Annotated in this window: 18 protein-coding genes; 4 read left to right on the forward strand and 14 right to left on the reverse strand. The window is 72.7% G+C overall.

All coding sequences use genetic code 11. The features are described from left to right. Positions 1-62 precede the first annotated feature (62 nt). Positions 63-1,691, forward strand: coding sequence for a GMC oxidoreductase (locus A6A29_RS19305; RefSeq protein ID WP_385729475.1), 1,629 nt, complete (start codon positions 63-65; stop codon positions 1,689-1,691). On the opposite strand, the gene A6A29_RS19310 is transcribed toward A6A29_RS19305, so the two are convergent. The 3 genes from A6A29_RS19310 to A6A29_RS19320 all read right to left on the reverse strand — a co-directional run bounded on the left by A6A29_RS19310 (position 1,678) and on the right by A6A29_RS19320 (position 4,232). Beyond that, positions 1,678-2,172, reverse strand: coding sequence for a carboxymuconolactone decarboxylase family protein (locus A6A29_RS19310; protein ID WP_073721375.1), 495 nt, complete (start codon positions 2,170-2,172; stop codon positions 1,678-1,680). The two genes, A6A29_RS19305 and A6A29_RS19310, sit on opposite strands and share 14 nt — an antisense overlap. Continuing rightward, positions 2,169-3,248 (reverse strand): NAD(P)H-dependent amine dehydrogenase family protein, encoded by a 1,080-nt coding sequence (locus A6A29_RS19315; RefSeq protein ID WP_073721376.1) that lies wholly within the window; start codon positions 3,246-3,248, stop codon positions 2,169-2,171. The genes A6A29_RS19310 and A6A29_RS19315 overlap by 4 nt, the downstream gene beginning before the upstream one ends. 114 nt (positions 3,249-3,362) lie before the next feature. Beyond that, positions 3,363-4,232: a UbiA family prenyltransferase gene (locus A6A29_RS19320; protein ID WP_073721377.1), complete on the reverse strand. Its 870-nt coding sequence runs from the start codon at positions 4,230-4,232 to the stop codon at positions 3,363-3,365. Positions 4,233-4,350: 118 nt separating this feature from the next. Between A6A29_RS19320 and A6A29_RS19325 the strand changes: the two genes are divergently transcribed. From A6A29_RS19325 to A6A29_RS19335, 3 genes are read left to right on the forward strand one after another with little or no spacing between them, the layout of a single operon-like run. Next, a complete protein-coding gene (locus A6A29_RS19325; RefSeq protein ID WP_073721378.1) occupies positions 4,351-5,406 on the forward strand; it encodes a type III polyketide synthase in 1,056 nt (351 codons plus the stop codon). 12 nt (positions 5,407-5,418) lie between these two features. Continuing rightward, positions 5,419-5,946, forward strand: coding sequence for an isoprenylcysteine carboxyl methyltransferase family protein (locus A6A29_RS19330; RefSeq protein WP_073721379.1), 528 nt, complete (start codon positions 5,419-5,421; stop codon positions 5,944-5,946). Next, on the forward strand, positions 5,943-6,956 hold the full coding sequence (locus tag A6A29_RS19335; RefSeq protein WP_073721380.1) for an NAD(P)/FAD-dependent oxidoreductase: 1,014 nt from the start codon (positions 5,943-5,945) through the stop codon (positions 6,954-6,956). The genes A6A29_RS19330 and A6A29_RS19335 overlap by 4 nt, the downstream gene beginning before the upstream one ends. A 47-nt stretch (positions 6,957-7,003) precedes the next feature. On the opposite strand, the gene A6A29_RS19340 is transcribed toward A6A29_RS19335, so the two are convergent. From A6A29_RS19340 to A6A29_RS19390, 11 genes are read right to left on the reverse strand one after another with little or no spacing between them, the layout of a single operon-like run. Further along, a complete protein-coding gene (locus A6A29_RS19340; RefSeq protein ID WP_073721381.1) occupies positions 7,004-8,602 on the reverse strand; it encodes a PucR family transcriptional regulator in 1,599 nt (532 codons plus the stop codon). 2 nt (positions 8,603-8,604) lie between these two features. Continuing rightward, complete coding sequence (locus tag A6A29_RS19345) at positions 8,605-9,531, reverse strand: serine hydrolase (RefSeq protein ID WP_073721382.1); 927 nt, start codon at positions 9,529-9,531, stop codon at positions 8,605-8,607. After that, a complete protein-coding gene (gene menC / locus A6A29_RS19350; protein WP_073721383.1) occupies positions 9,528-10,634 on the reverse strand; it encodes an o-succinylbenzoate synthase in 1,107 nt (368 codons plus the stop codon). Before menC ends, A6A29_RS19345 begins: the two co-directional genes overlap by 4 nt. Further along, entirely contained in the window at positions 10,631-11,488 is an 858-nt protein-coding gene (locus A6A29_RS19355) for a GNAT family N-acetyltransferase (RefSeq protein ID WP_073721384.1), read from the reverse strand. Before A6A29_RS19355 ends, menC begins: the two co-directional genes overlap by 4 nt. Beyond that, entirely contained in the window at positions 11,485-12,630 is a 1,146-nt protein-coding gene (locus A6A29_RS19360) for a M20 family metallopeptidase (protein ID WP_241838547.1), read from the reverse strand. The genes A6A29_RS19355 and A6A29_RS19360 overlap by 4 nt, the downstream gene beginning before the upstream one ends. A 1-nt stretch (position 12,631) precedes the next feature. Next, positions 12,632-14,074, reverse strand: a complete 1,443-nt coding sequence (locus A6A29_RS19365) for a serine hydrolase domain-containing protein (RefSeq protein WP_073721385.1) — start codon at positions 14,072-14,074, stop codon at positions 12,632-12,634. 23 nt (positions 14,075-14,097) lie between these two features. Further along, on the reverse strand, positions 14,098-16,038 hold the full coding sequence (locus tag A6A29_RS19370; RefSeq protein WP_073721387.1) for a S9 family peptidase: 1,941 nt from the start codon (positions 16,036-16,038) through the stop codon (positions 14,098-14,100). Further along, positions 16,035-16,823, reverse strand: coding sequence for an ABC transporter ATP-binding protein (locus A6A29_RS19375; RefSeq protein WP_073721389.1), 789 nt, complete (start codon positions 16,821-16,823; stop codon positions 16,035-16,037). Before A6A29_RS19375 ends, A6A29_RS19370 begins: the two co-directional genes overlap by 4 nt. After that, positions 16,820-18,739: a dipeptide/oligopeptide/nickel ABC transporter permease/ATP-binding protein gene (locus A6A29_RS19380; RefSeq protein WP_073721391.1), complete on the reverse strand. Its 1,920-nt coding sequence runs from the start codon at positions 18,737-18,739 to the stop codon at positions 16,820-16,822. Before A6A29_RS19380 ends, A6A29_RS19375 begins: the two co-directional genes overlap by 4 nt. A gap of 2 nt (positions 18,740-18,741) precedes the next feature. Continuing rightward, positions 18,742-19,764: an ABC transporter permease gene (locus A6A29_RS19385; RefSeq protein ID WP_079182863.1), complete on the reverse strand. Its 1,023-nt coding sequence runs from the start codon at positions 19,762-19,764 to the stop codon at positions 18,742-18,744. Then, entirely contained in the window at positions 19,764-21,314 is a 1,551-nt protein-coding gene (locus A6A29_RS19390; protein WP_073721782.1) for an ABC transporter substrate-binding protein, read from the reverse strand. Before A6A29_RS19390 ends, A6A29_RS19385 begins: the two co-directional genes overlap by 1 nt. Positions 21,315-21,383: the final 69 nt, after the last annotated feature.

Raw genomic sequence — 21,383 nt, forward strand, 5'->3', positions numbered from 1 at the left:
ATCGACAGTAGAACCTGTTGCACTCTGTCGAGAGTGAGGGAAGTCACATGAGTGACGCTACCATGCAGAATGCGGGATCCAAGAGGGTATCGCGCCGTCGTTTCATCACGGGAACAGGTTCTCTTCTTGGAGCCGTGGCCCTTACGGGCCACTCGGCCCCGGCGCGGGCGGCGAACGCGGCCGTGTCCGCTCCGATCGATCCCGGCGCCCATGTGCCGGTCCTGGTGATCGGCACCGGGTACGGCGGCTCCGTCGCCGCCCTGCGCCTCGCCGAAGCGGGCGTCGATGTGCACATGATCGAGATGGGGATGGCCTGGGACACCCCGGGCCCGGACGGCAGGATCTTCGCCAACACGACCAGCCCGGACTACCGTTCCTACTGGCTGCGCACCAGGACGAAGCAGCCGCTCAGCAACTTCCTCGGCTTCCCGATCGACAGGAACGTCCCGCGCCACACCGGGATCCTGGACGCCGAGGAGTTCGCCGGCATCACGGTCTACCAGGGCCGCGGTGTCGGTGGCGGTTCGCTGGTCAACGGGGGTATGGCGGTCACGCCCAGACGGGAGAACTTCGGCGCCATCCTTCCGTCGGTGAACGCCGACGAGATGTACGGCACGTACTACCCGCGCGCCAACGCAGGGCTCGGGGTCGGCACCATCGACCCGGCCTGGTTCGACACCGCCGAGTGCTACCGGTACGCCCGGGTCGGCCGCAAGCACGCGGAGCGGTCCGGGTTCCCGTTCGTCTTCGTCCCCGCCGTGTACGACTGGGACTACATGAAGCAGGAGGCGGCCGGGAGCGTCCCCAAGTCGGCGCTGGACGGCGAGATCCTCTACGGGAACAACTACGGCAAGAAGTCGCTGCAGAAGACCTACCTCGACCGGATCAGGGCCACCGGCAGGGTCACCATCTCGCCGCTGCACAAGGTCACCTCGGTCGCCCCCGCCGCCACCGGCGGATACACCGTCCTCATCGACCGGATCGACACCTCGGGCAACACCGCCGAGACCAAGTCCGTCACCGCGGACAAGGTGTTCTTCGCCGCGGGCAGCGTCGGCACCAGCAAACTGCTGGTCGCGCTGAAGGCCACCGGAGCGCTGCCCCGGCTGAACGGCGAGATCGGCAAGGGCTGGGGCGACAACGGCAACGTCATGTGCGGCCGTGCCAACCACATGTGGGACTCGACGGGCAAGGTCCAGTCGGCCATACCCACCGGCGGCATCGACAACTGGGCCGCCGGGGGAGCGTTCGCCGAGGTCGCACCGCTGCCCACCGGCATCGAGACGTACGCCTCGTTCTATCTGTCGATCACCAGGAACCCCCACCGTGCCGAGTTCGCCTGGAACGCCGCGACGGGCAAGGTCGACCTGAACTGGCAGGCCGCCTGGAAGCAGCCGTCCATCGATGCCGCCAGAACCATCTTCGACAAGATCAACAAAAAGGAGGGGACGATCTACCGGACGGATCTGTTCGGCGTCTACAAGATCTGGGGCGATCACCTCACGTACCACCCGCTCGGCGGCGCGGTGCTGGACAGGGCCACCGACAACTACGGCCGTCTGCACGGCTACGCGGGGCTCTACGTCATCGACGGCTCGCTGATCCCCGGCAACACCAGCGTCAACCCGTTCGTCACCATCACGGCCCTCGCCGAACGGAACATCGAGAAGATCATCGCTACTGATCTGTGACCGCGTGGCTGGGCAGCGCACACACCGTGTCGAGGCCCAGCACATGGTTGAGCCGGCCGAACGCCAGCCAGGAGCCGATGCTCATGCTCAGCTCCACGATCTCCAGCTGACTGTAGGCCGCGCTCATCCGGGTCCAGAACTCCTCGTCGAGGCCGTGGTGGTCCAGGGCGTACCGCTCGGCGTACTCGGCGGCGAGCCGGGTCCGCACATCGAAGACATCGGCGGTACGCCACTGGGTCACCGCGTCGGCGAACGTGTCCTCGACCGTCTCCCCGTCCCGTTCGGTGCGCCAGTCCAGGCAGAACGCGCACCCGTTGATCTGCGCGATCCGCAGCCGGGCGGCCTCGAACTCGCGCAGTCCCAGGGTCGTGTGGGCGTACACCGACAGGGAGAAATTCGCGGCGGCGATGCCGATGCCGGGGACCATCTCGCCCCATACGTACGCGAGGGCGTCCTTGCCTTCGGGGATGTCGATGTTCATCGTGGTCTCCTTCCGAGTCTGCCGACTGCGGGGCGCAGCGGGACGTCGAGTGCGTCGTACAGTCCGGGTTCCGCCGCCACGAGCCAGTCGACGGCGCTCACGAGGCGGCCGACCGCGGTGGCGTTCCCGCCCGCCGACCGGTTCTCGCCCTCGTCGGTGGCCGCGACGGTGACCTCGATGCGCGGGCGGCCCTCGATGACCACCCGGTGCGCGCCGTCGCCGTCGGGCGGGCTCGGCCAGTGCGGTGCGCAGGAGGGGTGGATACGGGTGATGTGCTCGATGACGATGCGGGGCTCGCCCTCGACGATGCCCTGCACCTCGAACCGCACCGCACCCTGCGTACCGGCCTCGAACCCGCCCATCGTCCTGGTGGTCACCGCGGTCTCCAGCGGGCACCGCTCCAACGTCTCGCGCATCCCGTCCAGTTCGACGCCGAGCGCCCTGGCCATCAGCCGTATCTGCCCGCCCCACACCATCGTGGGGACCGTCGGGGCGAGCATCAGCGGCTCGAAGTCCATCGGCCGGCCCATGCCGATCAGGTCGCGGACCGAGTCCTCCTGGTCGTACGTGGAGTAGTCGAAGATCTCCTGGCAGCGGATCACGTCCACGGTGGTGCCGAGGCCGCTGATCAGCAGGGGCAGCACATCGTTGCCCCAGCCGGGATCGACTCCGGAGACGAACAGTGAGCCGCCGCCGTCCGCGATGGCGGCCAGTACCGGCTCCCGCAGCTCCGCCGGGGCGTTGAGCTGGTCGTAGAGCGCGTACAGCGCGGGGGTGACGACCACGGCACCGGCCCGGATCGCCCGGCAGATGTCGTCGAGGGCCTCGTCGGGGCGGATGTCGCCCGACGCCGCGTACACCACCGCCCGCGGACCGGCGGCCAGCACACCGGCGGCGTCGTCGGTCGCGGCGACCCCCAGGCGGCGGCCGGTCCCGCCGAGGTCACCGGCGTCCCGGCCCACTTTGCCGGGGTCGTGGACGATGACGGCGGTGAGTGCGAGGGCCGGATGGGTTTCGACGGCGCGGATCGCCGCGCGGCCGACGTTGCCAGTTCCCCAGACAACCGTGGAAATCATGCGCGGAGGGTAGCGGGAGGACCTATCAGTTCATAGTGCCGCGACCGGAGAATACGGGACCGCGGCCGGGGCCCCGCCGTCGGCGGGAGAAGATCCCCCGCTCCTGGTACGGGGTCAGGTGAAGCTGCTGCCCCGCACCAGGAGCAGGGACAGATCCACCGCCGCCACGGCCACCGTCCCCGCCAGAGCCGCCTTGCGCCAGAACCGGCCCAGGACGAGCCCGGCGAACGCCGTCGGGAGGACCAGCGCGAGCGTGGCCGCGCCCCACCGGTCCGGTGGTCCCGCGGGGCCCAGCACCAGCACCGCCGTCGCCGCCGCCGGGGGGAGCGGCAGCAGCAGCCGGGTGCCCGTGGCACCGAGGCGGTGCGGCAGACCGCGGATACCGGCCCGCTCGTCGTCGGCGATGTCCGGGAGTGTGTCTCCCAGATGGGCCGCGAACCCGAGCAGCGCACCGGCGCTCACCGCCCACCACGCGGGCCAGGGACGGCCCGGGAGGCTCAGGGTCACCACGGCGGGCAGTGCGCCGAATCCGGCCGCATACGGGAGCCACGACAGGGCGGTCGCCTTGAGGCGCAGGTTGTACAGCCACGCCGCGGCGACCGCGGCCAGATGCACCGCACCCGCGAGCGGGCCGCAGGCCAGCGACAGCGGTACGCACAGGGCGAGGGCCGTGAACGCCGCCGCCCACACCTCGCCGGGGCGCACCGCCCCGAGGGCCACCGGCTTTCCCCGGCGGCCGGCCTCGGCGTCGCGCCGCGCGTCGTAGGCGTCGTTGCACCAGCCGACCGAGAGCTGACCGCTCAGCACGGCCGCGCCGATCAGGAGGCAACGGGCCGCGTTCGAACCGGCGGCGACGGCCAGCGCGGCAGCCAGCGACGTCACCGCGACCACCGGCCCGGGATGGCAGGCCATGGCCAGCCCCGCGGCGCGGTGGAACGGTGGGGTGACCGCCACGGTCATGGCCGGTTCATCCGGGTTGTCCATCGGCTGATCGTACGGACCCGGGGCCGGGCCAACACGACAGCCGCACGGGTCGTTTGCGGCGATTCATCCCCTTCTGGGGGCAGGATGGGGCCATGACGCCGCCTAAGCAGGAGTCGGGATGAGCCGGATCGCAGCTGTCCACGGGGCCCTGCCACCGCACCGCCACGCCCAGCGGGAGGTCACCGACATGGTGGCGCGCACCTGCCTGCCGCCGGGCGCCGACCGCCGCGTACTGGACCGGCTCCACGAGAACGCGCAGGTCCGCAACCGCCACACGGTCCTGCCGCTGGAACGCTATGACGCACTCGACGGCTTCGGCGGGGCCAACGACGTGTTCATCGGCGCTGCGGTCGACCTCGGCGCCGAGGCGGTACGCGGCGCACTGCGCGCCGCCGGACTGCGGGCCACCGATGTGGATCTGCTCATGTTCACCTCCATCACCGGAGTGGCCGCGCCGTCCGTCGACGCCCGGCTCGTGGGCCGCCTCGGCCTGCGGCCGGACGTCAAGAGGCTGCCGGTCTTCGGCCTGGGATGCGTCGCCGGAGCGGCCGGGGTGGCCCGGCTGCACGACTATCTGCTCGGCTCGCCCGACCACGTCGCCGTGCTGCTCTCGGTCGAGCTCTGCTCCCTCACCTTCCAGCGCGATGACATGACCCCCGCCAACCTGGTGGCGACCGCGCTGTTCGGCGACGGCGCGGCCGCCGTGGTCGTCACCGGAGACCGCCGGCCCCGCACCGCCGGCCCCGAGGTGGTCGCCACCCGGAGCCGGATGTACCCGGACACCGAGAACATCATGGGCTGGGACATCCGGAGCACCGGCTTCAAAGTGGTGCTCGACCCGGCCGTCCCCGACGTGGTCCGCCGGTATCTCGCCGACGACGTGACCGGATTCCTGGCGGAACACGGCCTCAAACCGAAGGACATCGCCCACTGGGTGTGCCATCCGGGCGGTCCCAAAGTGCTCGAAGCCGTCTCCGACGCCCTCGCACTGCCCGAGAACGCCCTCGATGTCACCCGGCGCTCACTGGCCGACGTGGGCAATCTGTCCTCGTCCTCGGTCCTGCACGTCCTTCGGGACACGCTGGCGGAGCGGCGGCCCGAACCGGGAACGCCCGGTCTGCTGATGGCCATGGGACCCGGATTCTGCTGCGAACTGGTGCTGCTGCGCTGGTAGGACGGGGGACACATGATCTGGTACACCGCGCTGGTGCTGGCCGTCGCGGCCGAACGCCTCGCCGAACTCGCCGTGGCCCTGCGCCACACCCGCTGGAGCCTGGCCCGCGGCGGCACGGAGGCCGGCCGGGGGCACTACCCGGCGATGGTCGCCCTGCACACGGGCCTGCTGGCGGGCTGCCTGGCCGAAGTCGCGCTGAGCGGACGCCCGTTCCTGCCGCTGCTCGGCTGGACCATGGTGGCCGTGGTCGTCGCCGCGCAGACGCTGCGCTGGTGGTGCGTCCGCACGCTCGGACACCAGTGGAACACCCGCGTCATCGTGGTTCCGGGCCTGCCCCTGGTGACCGGCGGGCCTTACCGGTGGCTGCGCCACCCCAACTACGTCGCGGTCGCCGCCGAAGGACTGGCGCTGCCCCTGGTCCATGGCGCCTGGGTGACCGCCGCCGTGTTCACCCTGCTCAACGCCGCCCTGATGGCCGTGCGGATCCGGTGCGAGGACGGGGCACTGGCACGTATGCCGGAAGCGGACGTGCGGGTGTGATCGACGTCCTGGTGGCGGGCGGCGGCCCGGCAGGCCTGGCCGCGGCGATCGCGGCGGCCCGCGCGGGGATGGACACCGTCGTGGTCGAACCCCGCACCACCCCCGTCGACAAGGCGTGCGGCGAGGGGATCATGCCGAGCGGGGTCGCGGCCCTGCGGGCACTGGGAGTGCGGCCCTCCGGCCGCGAACTGCACGGAATCCGCTACCTCGAAGGCGGCCGCAGCGCCCAGGCGGCGTTCCGCGACGGCCGGGGGCTCGGCGTACGGCGGACCGAACTGCACACCGCGCTGCACCAGCGGGCCGTGGAACTCGGCGTCCGGATCGTGCCGGGCAAGGTGACCGGGATCCGCCAGCACCACGACAGCGTCGGCGCGATGGGACTCACCGCCCGCTGGCTCATCGCCGCCGACGGTCTGCACTCCCCGCTCCGCCGCGAGCTGGGCCTCGACCGCCCCGCCGCGGCGCCGCGCCGCTACGGGCTGCGCCGCCACTACCGGATCGCCCCCTGGACGGACTTCGTCGAAGTCCACTGGTCCCGGCAGGGCGAGGCCTATGTGACACCCGTCGGGGAGCACCTCGTGGGCGTGGCCGTACTCAGCCGCGACCGCCGCCCCTACGCGCAGCACCTGACCGCCTTCCCCGCGCTCGCCGCCGTACTCGACGGCCTGGACGCCACCCCCGTACGCGGCGCCGGACCCCTGCGGCAGGGAGCCCGGAGCCGGCGGGCCGGACGCGTCCTGCTGGTCGGCGACGCGGCGGGCTACATCGACGCGCTGACGGGAGAGGGCATCGCCCTGGCCATGGCGACGGCCACTGCGGCGATCGGCTGCCTGGCCGCCGGCCGCCCCCAGGACTACCCCCGGCACTGGGCCGGGCTGACGAGACGTCACCGGCTGCTCACCGAAGCCCTGCTGAGGGCGGCCCGGTACCCCTGCGGAGGCCGTCTGATCGTCACCGCGGCCCAGCGCGCACCGGCGCTGTTCGGGGCGGCGGTGCACGCCCTGCAATGAGCCCGCCACAGCGGCGGCCGGAACGGGCCCGGTGGACGTACCGGGGATCATGGACCAGGTGGCCGCAGCCGCAACTGGAGCATGGCCTCGAACCGGGCCTCCGGGTCGCCGAGGTCGATGCCCGCCACCACGGCCAGCCGCTTGAGCCGGTACCGGAAGGTATTGGGGTGGATATGGACGGTGGCCGCGGCGGCGATCACATCACCGAACGTGCTCAGCCAGGCGTCCAGCGTCTCGGTGAGGGCGGTGTGGTGCTGCGCGTCGTAGGCGCGCAGCCGGACCACCGGACCGTCGGGAAGATCGTCCTCGGCGGCGATCCGGTCCGTCAGCTCCTCCAGCAGCGAGGCGGCGTAGACGTCCGAGAGCCGGGCCGCCCGGCGTGCCGAGCGCCCGGAGCAGAGCACCCGCAGCGCCCGGTCCGCGTCCGCGCGGGAACGCCGCAGCTCGGCCGGGCGCGCGGCGAGCCTGCCGACGCCTATGACGGCCGGGACCCGACCGCCGATGCGGCCCAGGAACGCCTCGGCCACCCGCAGCGCCTGCTCGTCCGAACTCGTCGGCAGAACCGCGTAACTGACACCGCCGAGCGAGGCCGCCGCCGTACGGGGGTGGATCGCCGACAGATGCAGGGCGAGGGCCTCCGCGACGCGCTCGCCCGCCGCCGCCCGGTCGGGCGCGGACGCCTCTCCGGTGACCGCCAGGGCCAGGACGCAGGCGGGCTGCACCGAAAGACCCAGCCGGATGGCGGCCTGGGGCGCGTGCGGGCCGCCCTCCAGCACGGTGGCGAGCAGATCCGCGCGCAGCCGGCGCTCGACGTCCTCGCCCGTCCGCTGCCGCAGCAGATGCAGGGCCGCCACCTTCGCGGCCTCGTGCAGGGACTGCGTACGGTCCTCGCTCAGCGGGCCGTCGACGACGACCCAGATCGAACCGAGGATCTCACCGCCCGCCCGGACGGCGATCGCGACCCGGGGCTTGGCGGAGATGCCCTCCACGAAGACCGGACCCTCGTTGCGGTACAGGGCGTGGAAGGCGCCGCGCTCCTCCAGCGCCCGCAGCTTCTCCGCGGGCACCTGACGGTCCAGGACGGTCGCGATCCTGGCTTCGTCGCCCTCGTCCTGCCGACTGGAGAAGGCCAGCACCCGCCCGTTGCGGTCCTCCACGGTGACCGGGCCGTCCAGGAGCCCGGCCGTCGCGTTGGCCAGGGCGAACAGATCCCCGGCCAGCGGCTCACCGCCGTCGGCCTCGTCGGGACCGCCCACCGTGCCCAATTCGTCGACGGCGAGCAGCGACCGCAGCAGCGCCGCCACCTGCGCCCAGGACGCGCCCGGGGTCAGGCCCAGCACGGTGAGGCCGGTGCGCGAGGCCGCCTCGGACACCGGCCCCTCCACCGGGACCGGCGACCGGACCACCACGGCCGCCGCGCCGAGACCGGCGGCACGGTCGAGGAGGGCGGCGACCTGCTCGGCGCCGTACACCCCGACGCCGAGCACCACCGCACCCGGCAGCCGGGCCGGCTCGTCCAACGGGTCCTGGATCAGCACCCCGGTCACGGCACGGGCCGGATCCGCCTCCCCGGCCACCACCTCGATCAGCGTCGTTCCCAGATCCGTGAGTATCCGGCCGAGTACGGCCCGCGGTTGCTCCGTCATCGTCACAAACTAAGGGATCGGAGTTCGTCCACGGCCAGTCGCGCCACCTGCCCGATCACCCGGTCCGCCCGGGGATTGCGCAGGTCGGGGGTGTCGGACCGGGTGAAGACGGCCACCGCCCAGCGCCCGCCGCCCGGATGTTCGATCACCCCGGCCTCATTGCGCCAGCCCGGCAGCGTCCCGGTCTTCGCGGCCAGGCGGTAGCTGTCGTCGAACCCGGAGCCGAGCCGGTGCGGCCAGATCTGCTGGGCCATCACGGCCCGTACCTCGGCACAGGCGACCGCGGAACCGGCCTCGTCACGCCAGATACGGGCGAGCAGTTCGGCGGTCTCCCGGGCCGTGGAGCGGGTGGTGAGCTCCGGCACGCACACCGAGAGCTCCATGATCCGCTCCGGCCCCAGCGCCGCCAGCTTCGTGTGCGCCTCGGCCTCGGTGGACGCACCGAGGTCCGCGAGGAGTGAGCTGATCAGTTCGAGACAGCCGCCGATCAGATGGGTGTGCTCCAGGCCGAGTTCACGGAGCAGGCCATTGACCGTGTCGAGACCGACCCGGGCCAGCACCACATCGGTGGCGGCGTTGTCGCTCATCGTCAGCATCAGGTGGACGAGGTCGCGCAGACTCATCTCGATCGGGTCGGCGCAGCCGGACGTGCCGATTCCACCGTCCCGGTACCGTGCGTCCACCGCGAGACGCTCGGTCCGCTCCAGCCGCCCGGCGGCGGCCTCACGGGCGTAGGCGAGGGCGACCGGGATCTTGAACACCGAGGCGAGAACGACCGGTTCGTCCGCCGAGACGCCGATCGTGCGGTCCCCGTCGATCTCGCGGGCGAGGAAGAATCCCTCGACCCCGGCTTCGTCGAACGCCGCCCGGATCCTTGCCTCGGCGGTGGCGGTCGGTATTCCTGTCGTACCCGGGCGGATCGTGGTCATCGGCTGATCCATTCCGTCGATTCGGTGACCTCGGCCAGTCGGCCGGGGATGGGGGAGAGCCCGAGCCCCGGCCCCCGGGGCACATCGAGGTGGCCGTCATCGAGGACGAACGGCTCGGTGATGTCGGTGCGGTAGTACCGGTCGGAGGCCGAGGTGTCGCCGGGCAGGGTGAACCCGGGCAGCGCGGCGAGGGCGACGTTGGCGGCCCTGCCCAGCCCGGTCTCCAGCATGCCGCCGCACCAGACCGGGACGCCGTGCGCGGCGCACACGTCGTGGATCCGCCGCGCCTCCAGATAGCCGCCCACCCGGCCCGGTTTGATGTTGACGACCGAACAGGCACCCATCGCGATCGCGTCCGCCGCCGACCGGGCGGAGACGATGGACTCGTCCAGACAGATCGGGGTCCGCACCCGCCGCGCCAGTGCGGCGTGGCCCCGGATGTCCTCCTCGTCCAGCGGCTGTTCGATCAGCAGCAGACCGTACGGGTCCAGCCGGGCCAGCTGCCCGGCGTCCGCGAGGGTGTAGGCGGTGTTGGCGTCCACCTGGAGCGCCACATCGTCGCCGAAGCGCTCGCGGACGGCCCGCACGGGTGCCACGTCCCAGCCGGGCTGGATCTTCAGCTTGATCCGCCGGTATCCCTCGGCCAGATAGCCGTCGACCGCGTCGAGCAGGGCGGGGACGGAGTCCATGATGCCGACCGACACCCCGGCCGGCACCCGCTCGGCCGTCGCCCCCAGCCACTGGCCCATCGACAGCTCGTGGGCGCGCAGCCAGGCGTCGAGCACGGCCGTCTCCAGTGCCGCCTTGGCCATCCGGTGGCCCTTGAAAGCGGCCAGCGCCGGGGCGACCGCCCATGGATCGAGGGCGGGCAGTGCGCCGAGCGCGGGCACCAGATGGCTGCGCAGGACGTCCACCGCCGCCGCCGTGTACTCCGAGGAGTACAGCGGGTCGGCCATGGTGACGCACTCCCCGTACCCCTCGTGGTGCTCGGTCTCGACCCTGACCAGCAGGATCTCCCGGGAGGTCAGGGTGGCGAACGAGGTCCGGAACGGTGCCACCAGGGGCATCGCGATCCGGCGCAGTTCCACACCGACGAGCTTCATGCCGTTCTCTCCTGACGCTTGTCGATCACATACCAGCCGTCCCGGGTGAATCCGGTGACGGCGTGTCCCTGCTCCATCAGCCCACCGAGGACCTCGCGCAGCGCGTACCGCCACTCGCGGGCCAGGGGCGGGTCGGTGCGGCGCAGCGTCTCGATGTCCGCCGGGATCCGCACCAGTACGGTGTCGCCGTCCAGGCGCCCGACGGCGGGACGGCCGTCGGGCTTGGCGTCCAGTCCGACCACGGTGCGGGCACCCGGGGTGTCGTACGTGACGACGAGGGGGGTGCCCGCGGCGGCCCTGACGGCGGATCCGCCGGTCAGCTCCCAGCGGACCAGCAGCCGGTCCGTCTCGGTACCGGCGTTCACCGCGTCGTGCATCGTGCCGTAGAAGTCGGCCAGATACTCGCTCGGCACCGCCCCCAGCTTCGCCAGGTTGAAGTAGGCGTTGCGGCTGACCAGCGGGTCGAACGTCCAGGTCACCGTCGTGATGTCACGGGCCAGTGCCCAGGCCCGCTGGTGCAGTTTGACGGCGAACCCGACATTGCGGCCCCGGGCGCTGCCGTCCACCCCGGCGATGTGCGAGTGCAGCCCGGCGGTGGCCAGGAACCCCAGGCAGACCCCGGTCATCTCGCCGTCCCGGTGGACTCCCACCACATAGCTGCCGGAGTGGGCGAAGACGCGCAGCAGTTCCGGGGTGATCAGCGGGTTGCCGGGCTGGGGACGCCAGATCCGGTCCAGCAGCCCGCAGGCCGCCAGGATCTCGTCCGGATCGTGCAGCTCCGCGACGCTCACCCCCGCGTCGTGCGCCGCTCGTTCCGCGGCGGCCGCCGCGGCCACGACGTGCGTACTGTTCACGCTTCCACCCGGTCCGTCCCGGCCACCGGCTCACGTACGAGCGAGGTCACCAGCGACGCCACCAGCGCCGCGCGACGGGGCAGTTCGGCGACGGTCACATGCTCGTCGTCGGCGTGCGCCCCACCGCCCACCGCCCCCAGCCCGTCCAGCGTGGGCGTACCCACTCCGGCCGTCAGATTGCCGTCGGAGCCGCCGCCGACCGCCACACCGCGCAGGGCCCCGAAGCCCAGGTCGGCGTAGAGGCTCCGGGCACGGGCGAACAGCTCCTGTGACGCGCTCGCCGGCAGCGGCGGCCGGTTCGGACCGCCAGACACCCGCAGCGAGGCGCCCGTGAGCACCGGCGCCAGCGCGCCCATCGCACGGTCCACCCGGGCCTGTTCGCCGAGGCTCTCCACCCGTACGTCGACCAGCAGCCGGGCCGCGTCGGGCACCGTGTTGCCGGTGGTGCCGGAGGAGGCCACGGTCGGGGTCACCGTGGTGCCGGTCGCCGGATCGGCGAGCGCCGACACCGCGAGCACCTGGTGCGCCAGCTCGGTGGTCGTATTGACGCCCCGCTCGGGTTCGAGACCGGCGTGCGCCGCGCGCCCGGCGATCCGCAGTTCGTAGCCGGACACCCCCTTGCGCGCCGTCTTCAGCGCCCCGCCCTCGCTCGCCTCCAGGACCAGCACCGCGCGTGTGCGGCGGGCCTCGGCCTCGATGAGGGTGCGCGAGTCCGGGGCGCCGATCTCCTCGTCGCCGGTGAGCAGCACCGATACGCCGTCCCGGTCGTCGAGCACGGACAGCGCGTGGAACAGCTGCACCACCCCGGCCTTCATGTCGAAACAGCCGGGCCCCGTCAGCCGGCCCCCGGTCACCGCGAAGGGGTGCCCGGCCAGGGAGCCCACCGGCCAGACCGTGTCGAAGTGGCCCAGCAGCAGCACCCGGTCACCGGAGCCGAAGCGCCAGCGCAGGGCGGGACTCCCCGGCGTGTCGAGCCACTCCGGCGCGGCACCCGTCAGCCGGGTGCCGAGTGCGGCGACGACCCGGGCGCAGGCCGTGACGGCGGCCCGGTCCTTGCTGGGCGACTCGGCCAGCACCAGCTCCTCGATGCCCGCCAGCAGGTCCGGCAGACCCGCTTCCAGCGCGGTGGCGAACGCGGGCACGTCAGAGGGCCTTCGGGGTGGCGCGGGCACCGTGGTGCAGATAGGGAGTGCCGTCGGCGAGCGTATAGAACACGACCGGCAACCAGGGGGTGAACCCGGGCCGGCGCAGCACGAAGAGACCCGGCCCGACCGGGTGCAGCTCGTACTCCTTGTCGGGCTCCGCGGTCAGCCCGGCCAGCGGCCCCGTCACCTTGTCGAGCATCACCAGAGCGCCGTCCCGCTCCACGACCTCCATCCGGCTGGAGATCCGCTCGTACACCCCGACGTACTCGGCCGGGTCGAACGCGACCGGCTCCTTCGCGGGCTGGAGCGTTGCGCGCATCGTCACCCCGGCCAGCTCGCGGGCGATCTCCGAGAACACCTCCAGATACAGGCCCATGGTGTCGCCGCCGTTGGTGAGCAGGCAGATCGCGAGGTCGGCCCCCGGCAGCACCCGCAGGAACGCGCTCTGGCCGATGGTCCCGCCGTCGTGGCCGTACACCGGCTGTCCGTCCCAGGTGTCGAGAATCCAGCCCAGCCCCCAGGAATGCCCCAGCATGTTCGCGTCGGGGACCTTCACCTGCGGGCTCTGCATGGCGGTGGTGCTCTCGGCCGAGACGATCCTGGTGCCGTTCCCGGTGACACCGCCGTCGAGGTGCATCCGGGCGAAGGCGAGGACCTCACGCGGCGTCGAGCAGATCAGCCCGGCCGGTCCGGCCGACCGCATCAGGCCCCACTGCGGGGCGAGCGCCGGGGGCTCGCCCGGGTGTCCGGCGGCGGCGCGGTGGAGCAGCGCCTCCTCCGGCAGGGTGACCGTACGGGTCAGGCCGAGCGGCCGGTACAGGCGCTCACGCATCAGCTCGTCCCACTGGACGCCGGTGACATGCTCCAGCACCCGGCCGAGCAGGGTGAAGCCCGCGTTGCAGTACGACATGGTGGCGCCCAGCGGGTGGTTGGCGGCGACATCGGCCAGCAGCGCGGTGAACTTCTCCAGGCAGTCGTCGCCCCGGCCGGTGTCGGCGAAGAAGTCGCCGTCGATGCCGCTGGTGTGCGTCAGGAGATGGCGGAGCGTCACTCCCTGGGTCAAATCGTCATTGACGAGACGCAGTTCGGGGAGCACGGAGACGATGGGGGCGTCCAGTTCGAGCAGCCCCTCGTCGACCAGGGCCATGGCCACCGTGGTGGTCCATACCTTGGAGATCGAGCCGATCTGGAACAGGGTGTCGGTCGTCGCCGCGATCCCGGCCTCCATGTTGGCCAGGCCGGTGGACGCCTCGATCGTCACCTCGCCCCGGTGCAGGACGGCGAGGCTCGCGCCGGGCACCCGGTAGCGGGCGGCGAGCTCGGTGAGGCGGGCTGCCCAGTGGGCGGTCAGCTCGGCGGACAGGCCCGGGGGCAGCTCGGCGGACGGGTCGGTGGACGGGACGGCGGTGTCGGTCATGTTCGGCTCCTGATTCGTGGTCATGGTCGGCTCCGGCTTCGTTGTGTTCAGCGGTCGGTGTGAGTGGTGACCCAGTCGACGAGGCGCCGGGAGTAGTCCTCCCGGTGCGAGGGCCGGCCGTTGAGGATGAACAGGTGCGAGCAGCCCGGGTACAGCACCAGCCGGACCGGCACGCCCCGGGTGCGCAGCGCGTGGAACCACTGCTCGGCCTGGCCGACCGGGCAGCAGTCGTCCGCGCCGCCGTGCAGGATCAGCGTGGGCGCGCGGACCGCGTCCACATGGCTGAGCGGGGAGAGTGCCGTCAGCCGGTCCCGGTCACCGATCTCGTGACCGGCGATCAGATGTCCCTCCTCGGACGTCCCGGCCAGGCTCGTCAGGTCGGCGACCACGCCCCCCGGTACGACGGCGGCGAAGAGATCGCTGCGGGCGGAGAGCCAGCAGGTCAGATAGCCGCCGTAGCTGTAGCCGGTGAGCGCGATCCGGGCCGGGTCGACGAGCCCCTCGTCGACGAGGGCGGCGATCGGTTCGAGGATGTCCTGCTCGTCCGCCTCGCCCCAGGCGCCCACGGCGGCCCGGTAGAAGGACTCGCCGTAGCCGTCGCTGCCGCGCACGTTCAGCGTCAGGACGGTCCAGCCCCGCGAGACCAGCTCCTGGTGGTAGAGGTGGGCCGGGTCGGCGTGCGGCGCCCAGGCGTTGTGCGGTCCGCCGTGCACGTCCACCAGCAGGGGGCCGCCCGGGGCGGTGCCCGGAGCGCGGGTGATCATCCCGTGCACGACGGTGCCGTCCGAGACGGTGAACTCCCGTTCGGTGAACGGGTGGAGGGCGACGTCGGGCAGCGACCGCGCCATGTGCGCGGTCAGCCACGCGGGCTGTCGTCCGGTGCTCGGGCCGCCCGGCCGCCCGGACCCCGCGTCAGCCAGGTCGAGCAGCGCGATCTCGGCGAAACTCGACGTGTCGGAGACGACCAGCGCGGCCCGGCCCGCCTCGGCGGCGACCGAACAGCCGCTGACCCCCTGACCGGCGGGCAGCGCGAACTCGCCGATCCCGGAAGCGTCGACGCGGTAGAGCCGGGTGGCCCCCCGGTCGCGGGCGCAGAACACGATGCCGTCGCCGTGGAACTGCGGCAGCGCTCCCGGGTATCCGGGCCCTCCGGGCAGGACGTTACGGTCCAGAGGGGCGCTGAGCGACACCGGAGCGGCTCCGTCGAGGGGCTGGCGCAGCAGCTCCAGATGGCCGACCCCCGTGCCGGTCCGCCCCACGACGAGCAGCGCGTTCCCGTCGGGGTACCAGCTCACCGGGCCGGCCACCCCCGTGGACGGACCGACCCGCACGGGTGCGGGCACGGCGGCCCCGACCTCGACGACATGAGCCGCCGAGGTCCCGGTGACATCCGCGTCCGGCCCGGTCTGCGCCGGATAGGCGAGCCGTGTGCCGTCGGGCGACCAGGCGGGCGGGCCCGCGTGCCGGTCGCCGTCCGTGAGCTGCCGGACCTCGCCGGACTCCACCTCCACCACGAACAGCTGGGTGCGGACCGCGCCGAGCAGACCCGCCCCGTCCACCTTCCAGCCGAGGCCGTCGATGACCACCGGGGCGGTGTCCTCGCGGCGCGATCCCGGCCCCGCGAACGCGATCCGCGAGCCGTCCGGGCTCCACACCGGCACCCCCGCCCCCGCCGGACACCGGGCAGGCGTGGTCAGCGGCGCCGCCTCGCCCCCGTCCGCGGGCAGCAGATGCACCTGCCCCGCGCGCAGGAACGCCAGCCGCGTGCCGTCCGGGGACCAGCGCGGCGCGGCGTCCGAGGGACCCCGGGTGAGCCGGCGGGCCGGGCCGTCCGTACCGCGGACCTCCCAGATCGAGGTCACCGCACAGTCCCGCTCGGCGTCCTGGGTGGTCAGCGTGTACGCGACGCGTTCGCCGTCGGGGGACAACGACGGATCACAGGGGATCTCGAACCGGTACACATCGTCGATCCTCAGCGCTCTGGTCATGACGCCTCCTCGGCGGTCGCAAGGGTGGGTACGCAGGAGATGAGGGTGCGCGTCGTCGGGTGTGCGGGCCGCTCCAGGACCTCGGCGGTGGGACCGCACTCGACCAGGCGTCCGCCGTCCAGCACGGCGACCTGGTCGGACAGATGGCGCACGACCGCGAGGTCGTGGGAGATGAACAGCATGGAGAACCCCAGTTCGCGCTGGAGCCGCCGCAGCAGATTGAGCACCGCGCCCTGGACGGAGACGTCCAGCGCCGAGGTGATCTCGTCCGCGATCAGCACGGCGGGCCGGGCGGCCAGGGCGCGGGCCAGGGCGACGCGTTGGCGCTGTCCGCCGGAGAGCGCGTCCGGCGTCAGTGCCGCCCGCCCGGGGTCGATGCCGACGAGTTCGAGGCAGCGCGCCACCTCCGCGTCCCGGGCGGCGCGCCGCTCGCGGGCCGTCGGCCGGCGGGACGGCTCCCCGTCGGTACGGACCCGGCGGGGCAGCGCCTCTGCGACCGCGGCACCGATGCTCATGCGCGGGTCGAGCGAGGCGTACGGATTCTGGAACACCAGCTGCACCGGGCTGCGACCGCGCCGTACGCCGACCTCGCGCCCCGCCACCCGTACGCGGCCCGCCGCCAGCGGCGCCAGCCCCACCACGGCCTTGCCGAGGGTCGACTTGCCCGACCCCGAACCGCCGACCAGGCCCGTCACCGTCCCGTCCGGCACCAGCAGATCCACGTTCTCCACCGCGGTGAAGCGGCCGTATCGCACGGTGATCCCGCACAGTTCCAGGGAGCTCATGAGGTGGCCTCCGTTGCCTGTGACGCGGTTCCGACGGGGTCGCCGCCCGCCGCCCCGCCCTCCGGGTACCAGCAGGCGACCTCCCGGCCCGCCCCGAAGCCGGCCAGCACGGGCGCGGCTGTGTGACAGCGTTCCCGGGCCCGTTCGCAGCGGGGGGCGAAGGAGCATCCGCCGCTGTCCTCGCCCGGCTCCGGCGGACGGCCCGGGATGGTCACCAGCTCCGTACCGGGGGGCGTGGTCATCGTCGGGACCGCGCCGATCAGCGCCCGTGTGTAGGGGTGCGCGGCGCCGTGCAGCAGCTCCGTGACCGGGAGGCTCTCGACGATCAGGCCGCCGTACATCACCAGCACCCGTTCGCAGACCTGGGCCACGACGGCGAGGTCGTGGGAGATCAGCAGCAACGCCGCGCCGGAGTCCTCACGCACCTCGGCCAGCAGGTCGAGCACCTGCTTCTGGACCGCCACATCCAGCGCCGTGGTCGGCTCGTCGGCGATGATCAGCTTCGGATTCCCCATCAGCCCCATCGCGATGACGGCCCGTTGACGCATCCCGCCGGAGTACTCGTGCGGCCGCTGCCGGGCCCGGCGTTCCGGCGACGGGATACGGACGGCGCCGAGCCGGTCGACGGCGCGCGCCGCGGCCTGCGCACGGGTGTGGCCGAGGTGCACCTCCGCCACCTCGGCGAGCTGGCGGCCCACGCGCAGGGCGGGGTTGAGCGAGGCCATCGGGTCCTGGAAGACCATGGCCAGGGCGGTGCCCAGCCGGGGGTCCGCCCGCAGATCGTGCCCGTCGAAGCGGAGGGTACGCGCGGAGACCTGCCCCGGGTGCGGAACCAGGTCCGCCAGTGCCAGCGCGGTGAGGCTCTTGCCGGAACCGGACTCGCCGACCAGCCCGACGGCCTCGCCCGCGCCGATGTCCAGCGAGATGCCGCGTACGGCCTGCCGCCCGCCGGGAAAGGTCACCCGTAGATCGTGCGCCCGGACCACCGGCCCGTCGTCGGCGCCGGCCGCCGTGTCCCGCACCATCTTCTCCGGCCGCCGCGGCGCCGACGTCCCCCGCGCCTGTGGTGCCCGTCGGCCGCCCGCCTGGGCGAGCACCTCACCGACCAGCCCGAACATCAGCCCCGTCAGCACCACGGCCGCACCGGGCGCCAGGGCCGCCACCGGGTTCACATAGACCCGGTTCAGCTGCTCGTTGAGCAGCCGCCCCCAGTCGTAGTCCGGGGGCTGCACACCGAGCCCGAGGAAGGAGAGCCCCGAGAAGGCGACCAGGATGCCCCCCGCCGCCTGGGTGGCGAACAGCACCGACGGCTCGGCGATGTTGGGCAGCAGATGACGGACCACCAGCCGGAACCTGCCCACGCCGAGGATCCGTGCCGCCGCGACGTAGTCCGCCCCCGCGACCGAAGCCGTGAGGTTCTGCACCAGCCGTGCCATCGGCGGGACCATGGCGAGCCCCACCGCGAACACCGCCCCGGTGCTGCCGACGCCGAAGATCGTGGCCAGAAAGAGGAGGAACAGCAGTCCGGGGAAGGCCACCAGCACGCCCACCACGGCGGTGATCAGCCGCCCGGCGCGCCGCCCGAGTACCGCGGGTGCGACACCGAGCAGCAGCCCGCCACCGACCCCGATCGCGGTGGCCAGCAGAGTGAGGCGAAGGGTCAGCCGGGTCGCCACCACCACCCGGGCGGCGATGTCGCGGCCCAGTTGGTCGGTGCCGAGCAGATGCGCGGCACTGCTGCCCTCGTTGATCGCGTCCGTGTCCACCCGTGCCGCCTGGGTGCCGAGCAGGGCGGGGCCGAACACGGCCACCAGCGCCACCACCAGGCAGGCGATGAGGGCGGTGACGCCGATCGGCGTCCTGAGGGTGCGCCCCAGCCGGTGCCGTAGCGCGGTGTCGTGATTCCTATGAGACATCGTCAGCTCCCGCGAACGGTGGACCGGGGGTCGGCGACGGCCACGGCCACGTCGACGGCGAAGGTGATCAGCAGCGCGGCCGCCCCGTAGACCAGCACGACGCCCTGGACCAGGGGGTAGTCCTTCTCGGTGATGGCCTGCACGATCGTGGTGCCGAGACCGGGCCAGGCGAAGACGTTCTCGATCAGTACGGTGCCGGCGAGCAGCGAACTGAACAGCAGGCCGCCCAGAGTGAGCGAGGAGGTCAGCAGATTGGGCAGCGCGTGCCGCAGATAGCGCAGCCGGGCGGGCAGCCGTTTGGCCTGGGCGGTGCGCATGTAGTCCTCTCCGAGCACCCGCAGTGTCTCCACCCGGACGATGCGCGACAGCGTCGCCGCCGGGACGAGTGTGAGGGCCAGTACCGGCAGTACGTAGGAGGCCGGGCCGGCCTGCGAGGCCACCGGGAGGACCGGCCAGGCCACGGCGAACGCGGCCACCAGACCGACCGCCAGCAGGAATTCGGGCACAGCGCCCAGAAATCCGGTGACCCCGGTGAAGGCGAGTTCACCGCGCCGCCTGCGGCCGTCCCGGGTCAGGACCGCGGCCGTCATCCCGACCGGGATCGCGAGCAGCAGGATCAGCACGAACGCGGGGACGGCGATCTGCAGGGTCGCCGGAAGCCTGCTGGAGATGATCTCGGACACGGGCAGCTGGGCACCGATCGAGTCCCCGAGGCTGCCCTGGAACAGCCTGCCGACGAAGTCGCCGTACTGCTGCGGCAGCGGCTGGTCCAGTCCGAGCGACTGCCTGCGGGCATCGACCAGGGCCGGATCGGCGGTGGGGCCGAGCGCCGCCCGCACCGGGTCCCCGGGAATCAGATGGATCATCGCGAAAGCGGCCGTGACCAGCGCGGCAAGAGACACGACCAGCCGCCAGGTGCGGCGCAGGGCGAATCCGAACCAGGGGCTGCGGGCCCGCTCGCGCAGGGATCGCGGCGTGCCGAGGGTGCGCAGTCGGCGCAGGGAGCGCGCGGGGAGCGTGGCCATCAGCTCGCGCTCCGGCGCAGGGTGGTGGGGATGATGCCGCTGCCGTCCACCTGGAAGGTGACGCCCTTCGCGTAGTGCCGGATCGGCCTGCTGACGATCGGCACGATGTCGACCCGCTTGACCAGGGCGGCACCCGCCTCTTCCCACAGGGCACAGCCCGACGTGCCGGGCATGGCGGAGGCACGTGCGGCGAGCCGGTGGTAGTCGGGGTTGGCGACGGCCCCGAAGTTGTTGCCCTTCGGCGGTGGCGGTCCGTCGTAGAACTGGGTCAGCTGGTCCGGGAGGGTCACCCCGATGGGAGCCCAGGCCACGTCCCAGTCGCCGCCCGTCAGGGTGCCCGCGATGCTTGCCCCGCTCACGGGGTCGGCCGATGCCTTCACCCCGAAAGAGGTCCACTTCTGGACGGCCAGTTCGACCGCCGACGCGACCTGCGCGCCCTGGTTGGTCGCGTAACTGAACCCGACGGTCAGCGGCTTGCCGTCCTTCGTCCAGGTGCCGCCGCTCTTGGACCAGCCCGCCGCGGTGAGGGCGGCGGCGGCCCGCTCGGGGTCGTGGGCGGGGAGATTCCCGGTCACCGGGTCGCCGGTGCAGGGGGTGGGCGCGATCTCCCCGATGCTGGTGGGGGGTGTGCCTTTGCCGCCCGTGGCGACGTTCCTGAGATCCTTGAGATCCAGTACGGAGATCAGGGCGCGGCGCACCGCGAGGTCGGCGGACGGACGCCCGGCGGCCTGGTTGAACATGAGCTGGCCGGACAGCGCGTCGATGCTCCGGTTCTTCACCTCGGCCGCGTCCAGCCGTTGCTGGTCGCCGCCGTTGATCTGGGCGACGTCGATCTGCCCGGCCATCAGGAGGTTGGCCGCGGTCGACTCGTTGGCGACGACCTTGAACACCACTGTGCGGGGAAGGTCCGCCCCGGTGGCGCCGCGGGGCCCCCAGGTGTATTCGTCCCGCCGGGCGTACGTGTAGTGGTCGCCCGGAACCGCTTCGGTCAGCCGGTACGGGCCGCTCGCCCCGGTGGACTTGGCCAGCGCGGCCGGGGCCGCCAGGCTCTCCTCGCAGAGCAGCGGCAGCAGCCGGGCCATGTGCGCGATGAACGGTGCGGGGCGTGTCGTGGTGACGGTGACCGTGCGCGTCGCCTCGTCGGCCTTCGCGACGGCGGTGACGGGTACGGAGAACCCGAGCATCGGCGACTGGTTCGCCGGGTCGGCGATGTGGTTGTACTCGGCGGCCACATCCGTTGCGGTGAGCGCCGAGCCGTCCTCGCAGCTCACCCCGGAGCGGATGGTGAACCGGGCCGAAGTGGAGGTGACCGTCCACTTCTCGGCCACCCCGGGAATCAGCGCACCGTCGGCCGCGATGTGCACGAGCGTGTCGTAGGCGAAGGAGTTCATCGCCAGCGCCGTGCTGGCCAGCGCCGTCGTGGGGCTGAGACTGCCCGGATCGGCGGCGATGGCGACCACCACCCTCGACCCGCCGCTGCCCCCGGCCGCGCCGCTCCCGCACGCGGCAGCTGTGGCGACGAGACCGAACGCCGCCGCCACAGCGGTCACGGGACGCACCCCGCGCTTCGGTGTACGTCGCGTCCCCTTGCCTGCGGAACTGGGCATGGTCACCTCCGA

This window comes from Streptomyces sp. TSRI0281 (assembly GCF_001905125.1).
Classification (GTDB): domain Bacteria; phylum Actinomycetota; class Actinomycetes; order Streptomycetales; family Streptomycetaceae; genus Streptomyces.

Coding starts and splice junctions, on each gene's coding strand:
- A6A29_RS19330 (WP_073721379.1), top strand. CDS start 5,419: ATGATCTGGTACACCGCGCTGGTGCTGGCCGTCGCGGCCGAACGCCTC.
- A6A29_RS19385 (WP_079182863.1), bottom strand. CDS start 19,764: ATGGCCACGCTCCCCGCGCGCTCCCTGCGCCGACTGCGCACCCTCGGC.
- A6A29_RS19345 (WP_073721382.1), bottom strand. CDS start 9,531: ATGACCACGATCCGCCCGGGTACGACAGGAATACCGACCGCCACCGCC.
- A6A29_RS19375 (WP_073721389.1), bottom strand. CDS start 16,823: ATGAGCTCCCTGGAACTGTGCGGGATCACCGTGCGATACGGCCGCTTC.
- A6A29_RS19320 (WP_073721377.1), bottom strand. CDS start 4,232: ATGGACAACCCGGATGAACCGGCCATGACCGTGGCGGTCACCCCACCG.
- A6A29_RS19310 (WP_073721375.1), bottom strand. CDS start 2,172: ATGAACATCGACATCCCCGAAGGCAAGGACGCCCTCGCGTACGTATGG.
- A6A29_RS19365 (WP_073721385.1), bottom strand. CDS start 14,074: ATGACCACGAATCAGGAGCCGAACATGACCGACACCGCCGTCCCGTCC.
- A6A29_RS19325 (WP_073721378.1), top strand. CDS start 4,351: ATGAGCCGGATCGCAGCTGTCCACGGGGCCCTGCCACCGCACCGCCAC.
- A6A29_RS19305 (WP_385729475.1), top strand. CDS start 63: ATGCAGAATGCGGGATCCAAGAGGGTATCGCGCCGTCGTTTCATCACG.
- menC (WP_073721383.1), bottom strand. CDS start 10,634: ATGAAGCTCGTCGGTGTGGAACTGCGCCGGATCGCGATGCCCCTGGTG.
- A6A29_RS19340 (WP_073721381.1), bottom strand. CDS start 8,602: ATGACGGAGCAACCGCGGGCCGTACTCGGCCGGATACTCACGGATCTG.
- A6A29_RS19315 (WP_073721376.1), bottom strand. CDS start 3,248: ATGATTTCCACGGTTGTCTGGGGAACTGGCAACGTCGGCCGCGCGGCG.
- A6A29_RS19380 (WP_073721391.1), bottom strand. CDS start 18,739: ATGTCTCATAGGAATCACGACACCGCGCTACGGCACCGGCTGGGGCGC.
- A6A29_RS19370 (WP_073721387.1), bottom strand. CDS start 16,038: ATGACCAGAGCGCTGAGGATCGACGATGTGTACCGGTTCGAGATCCCC.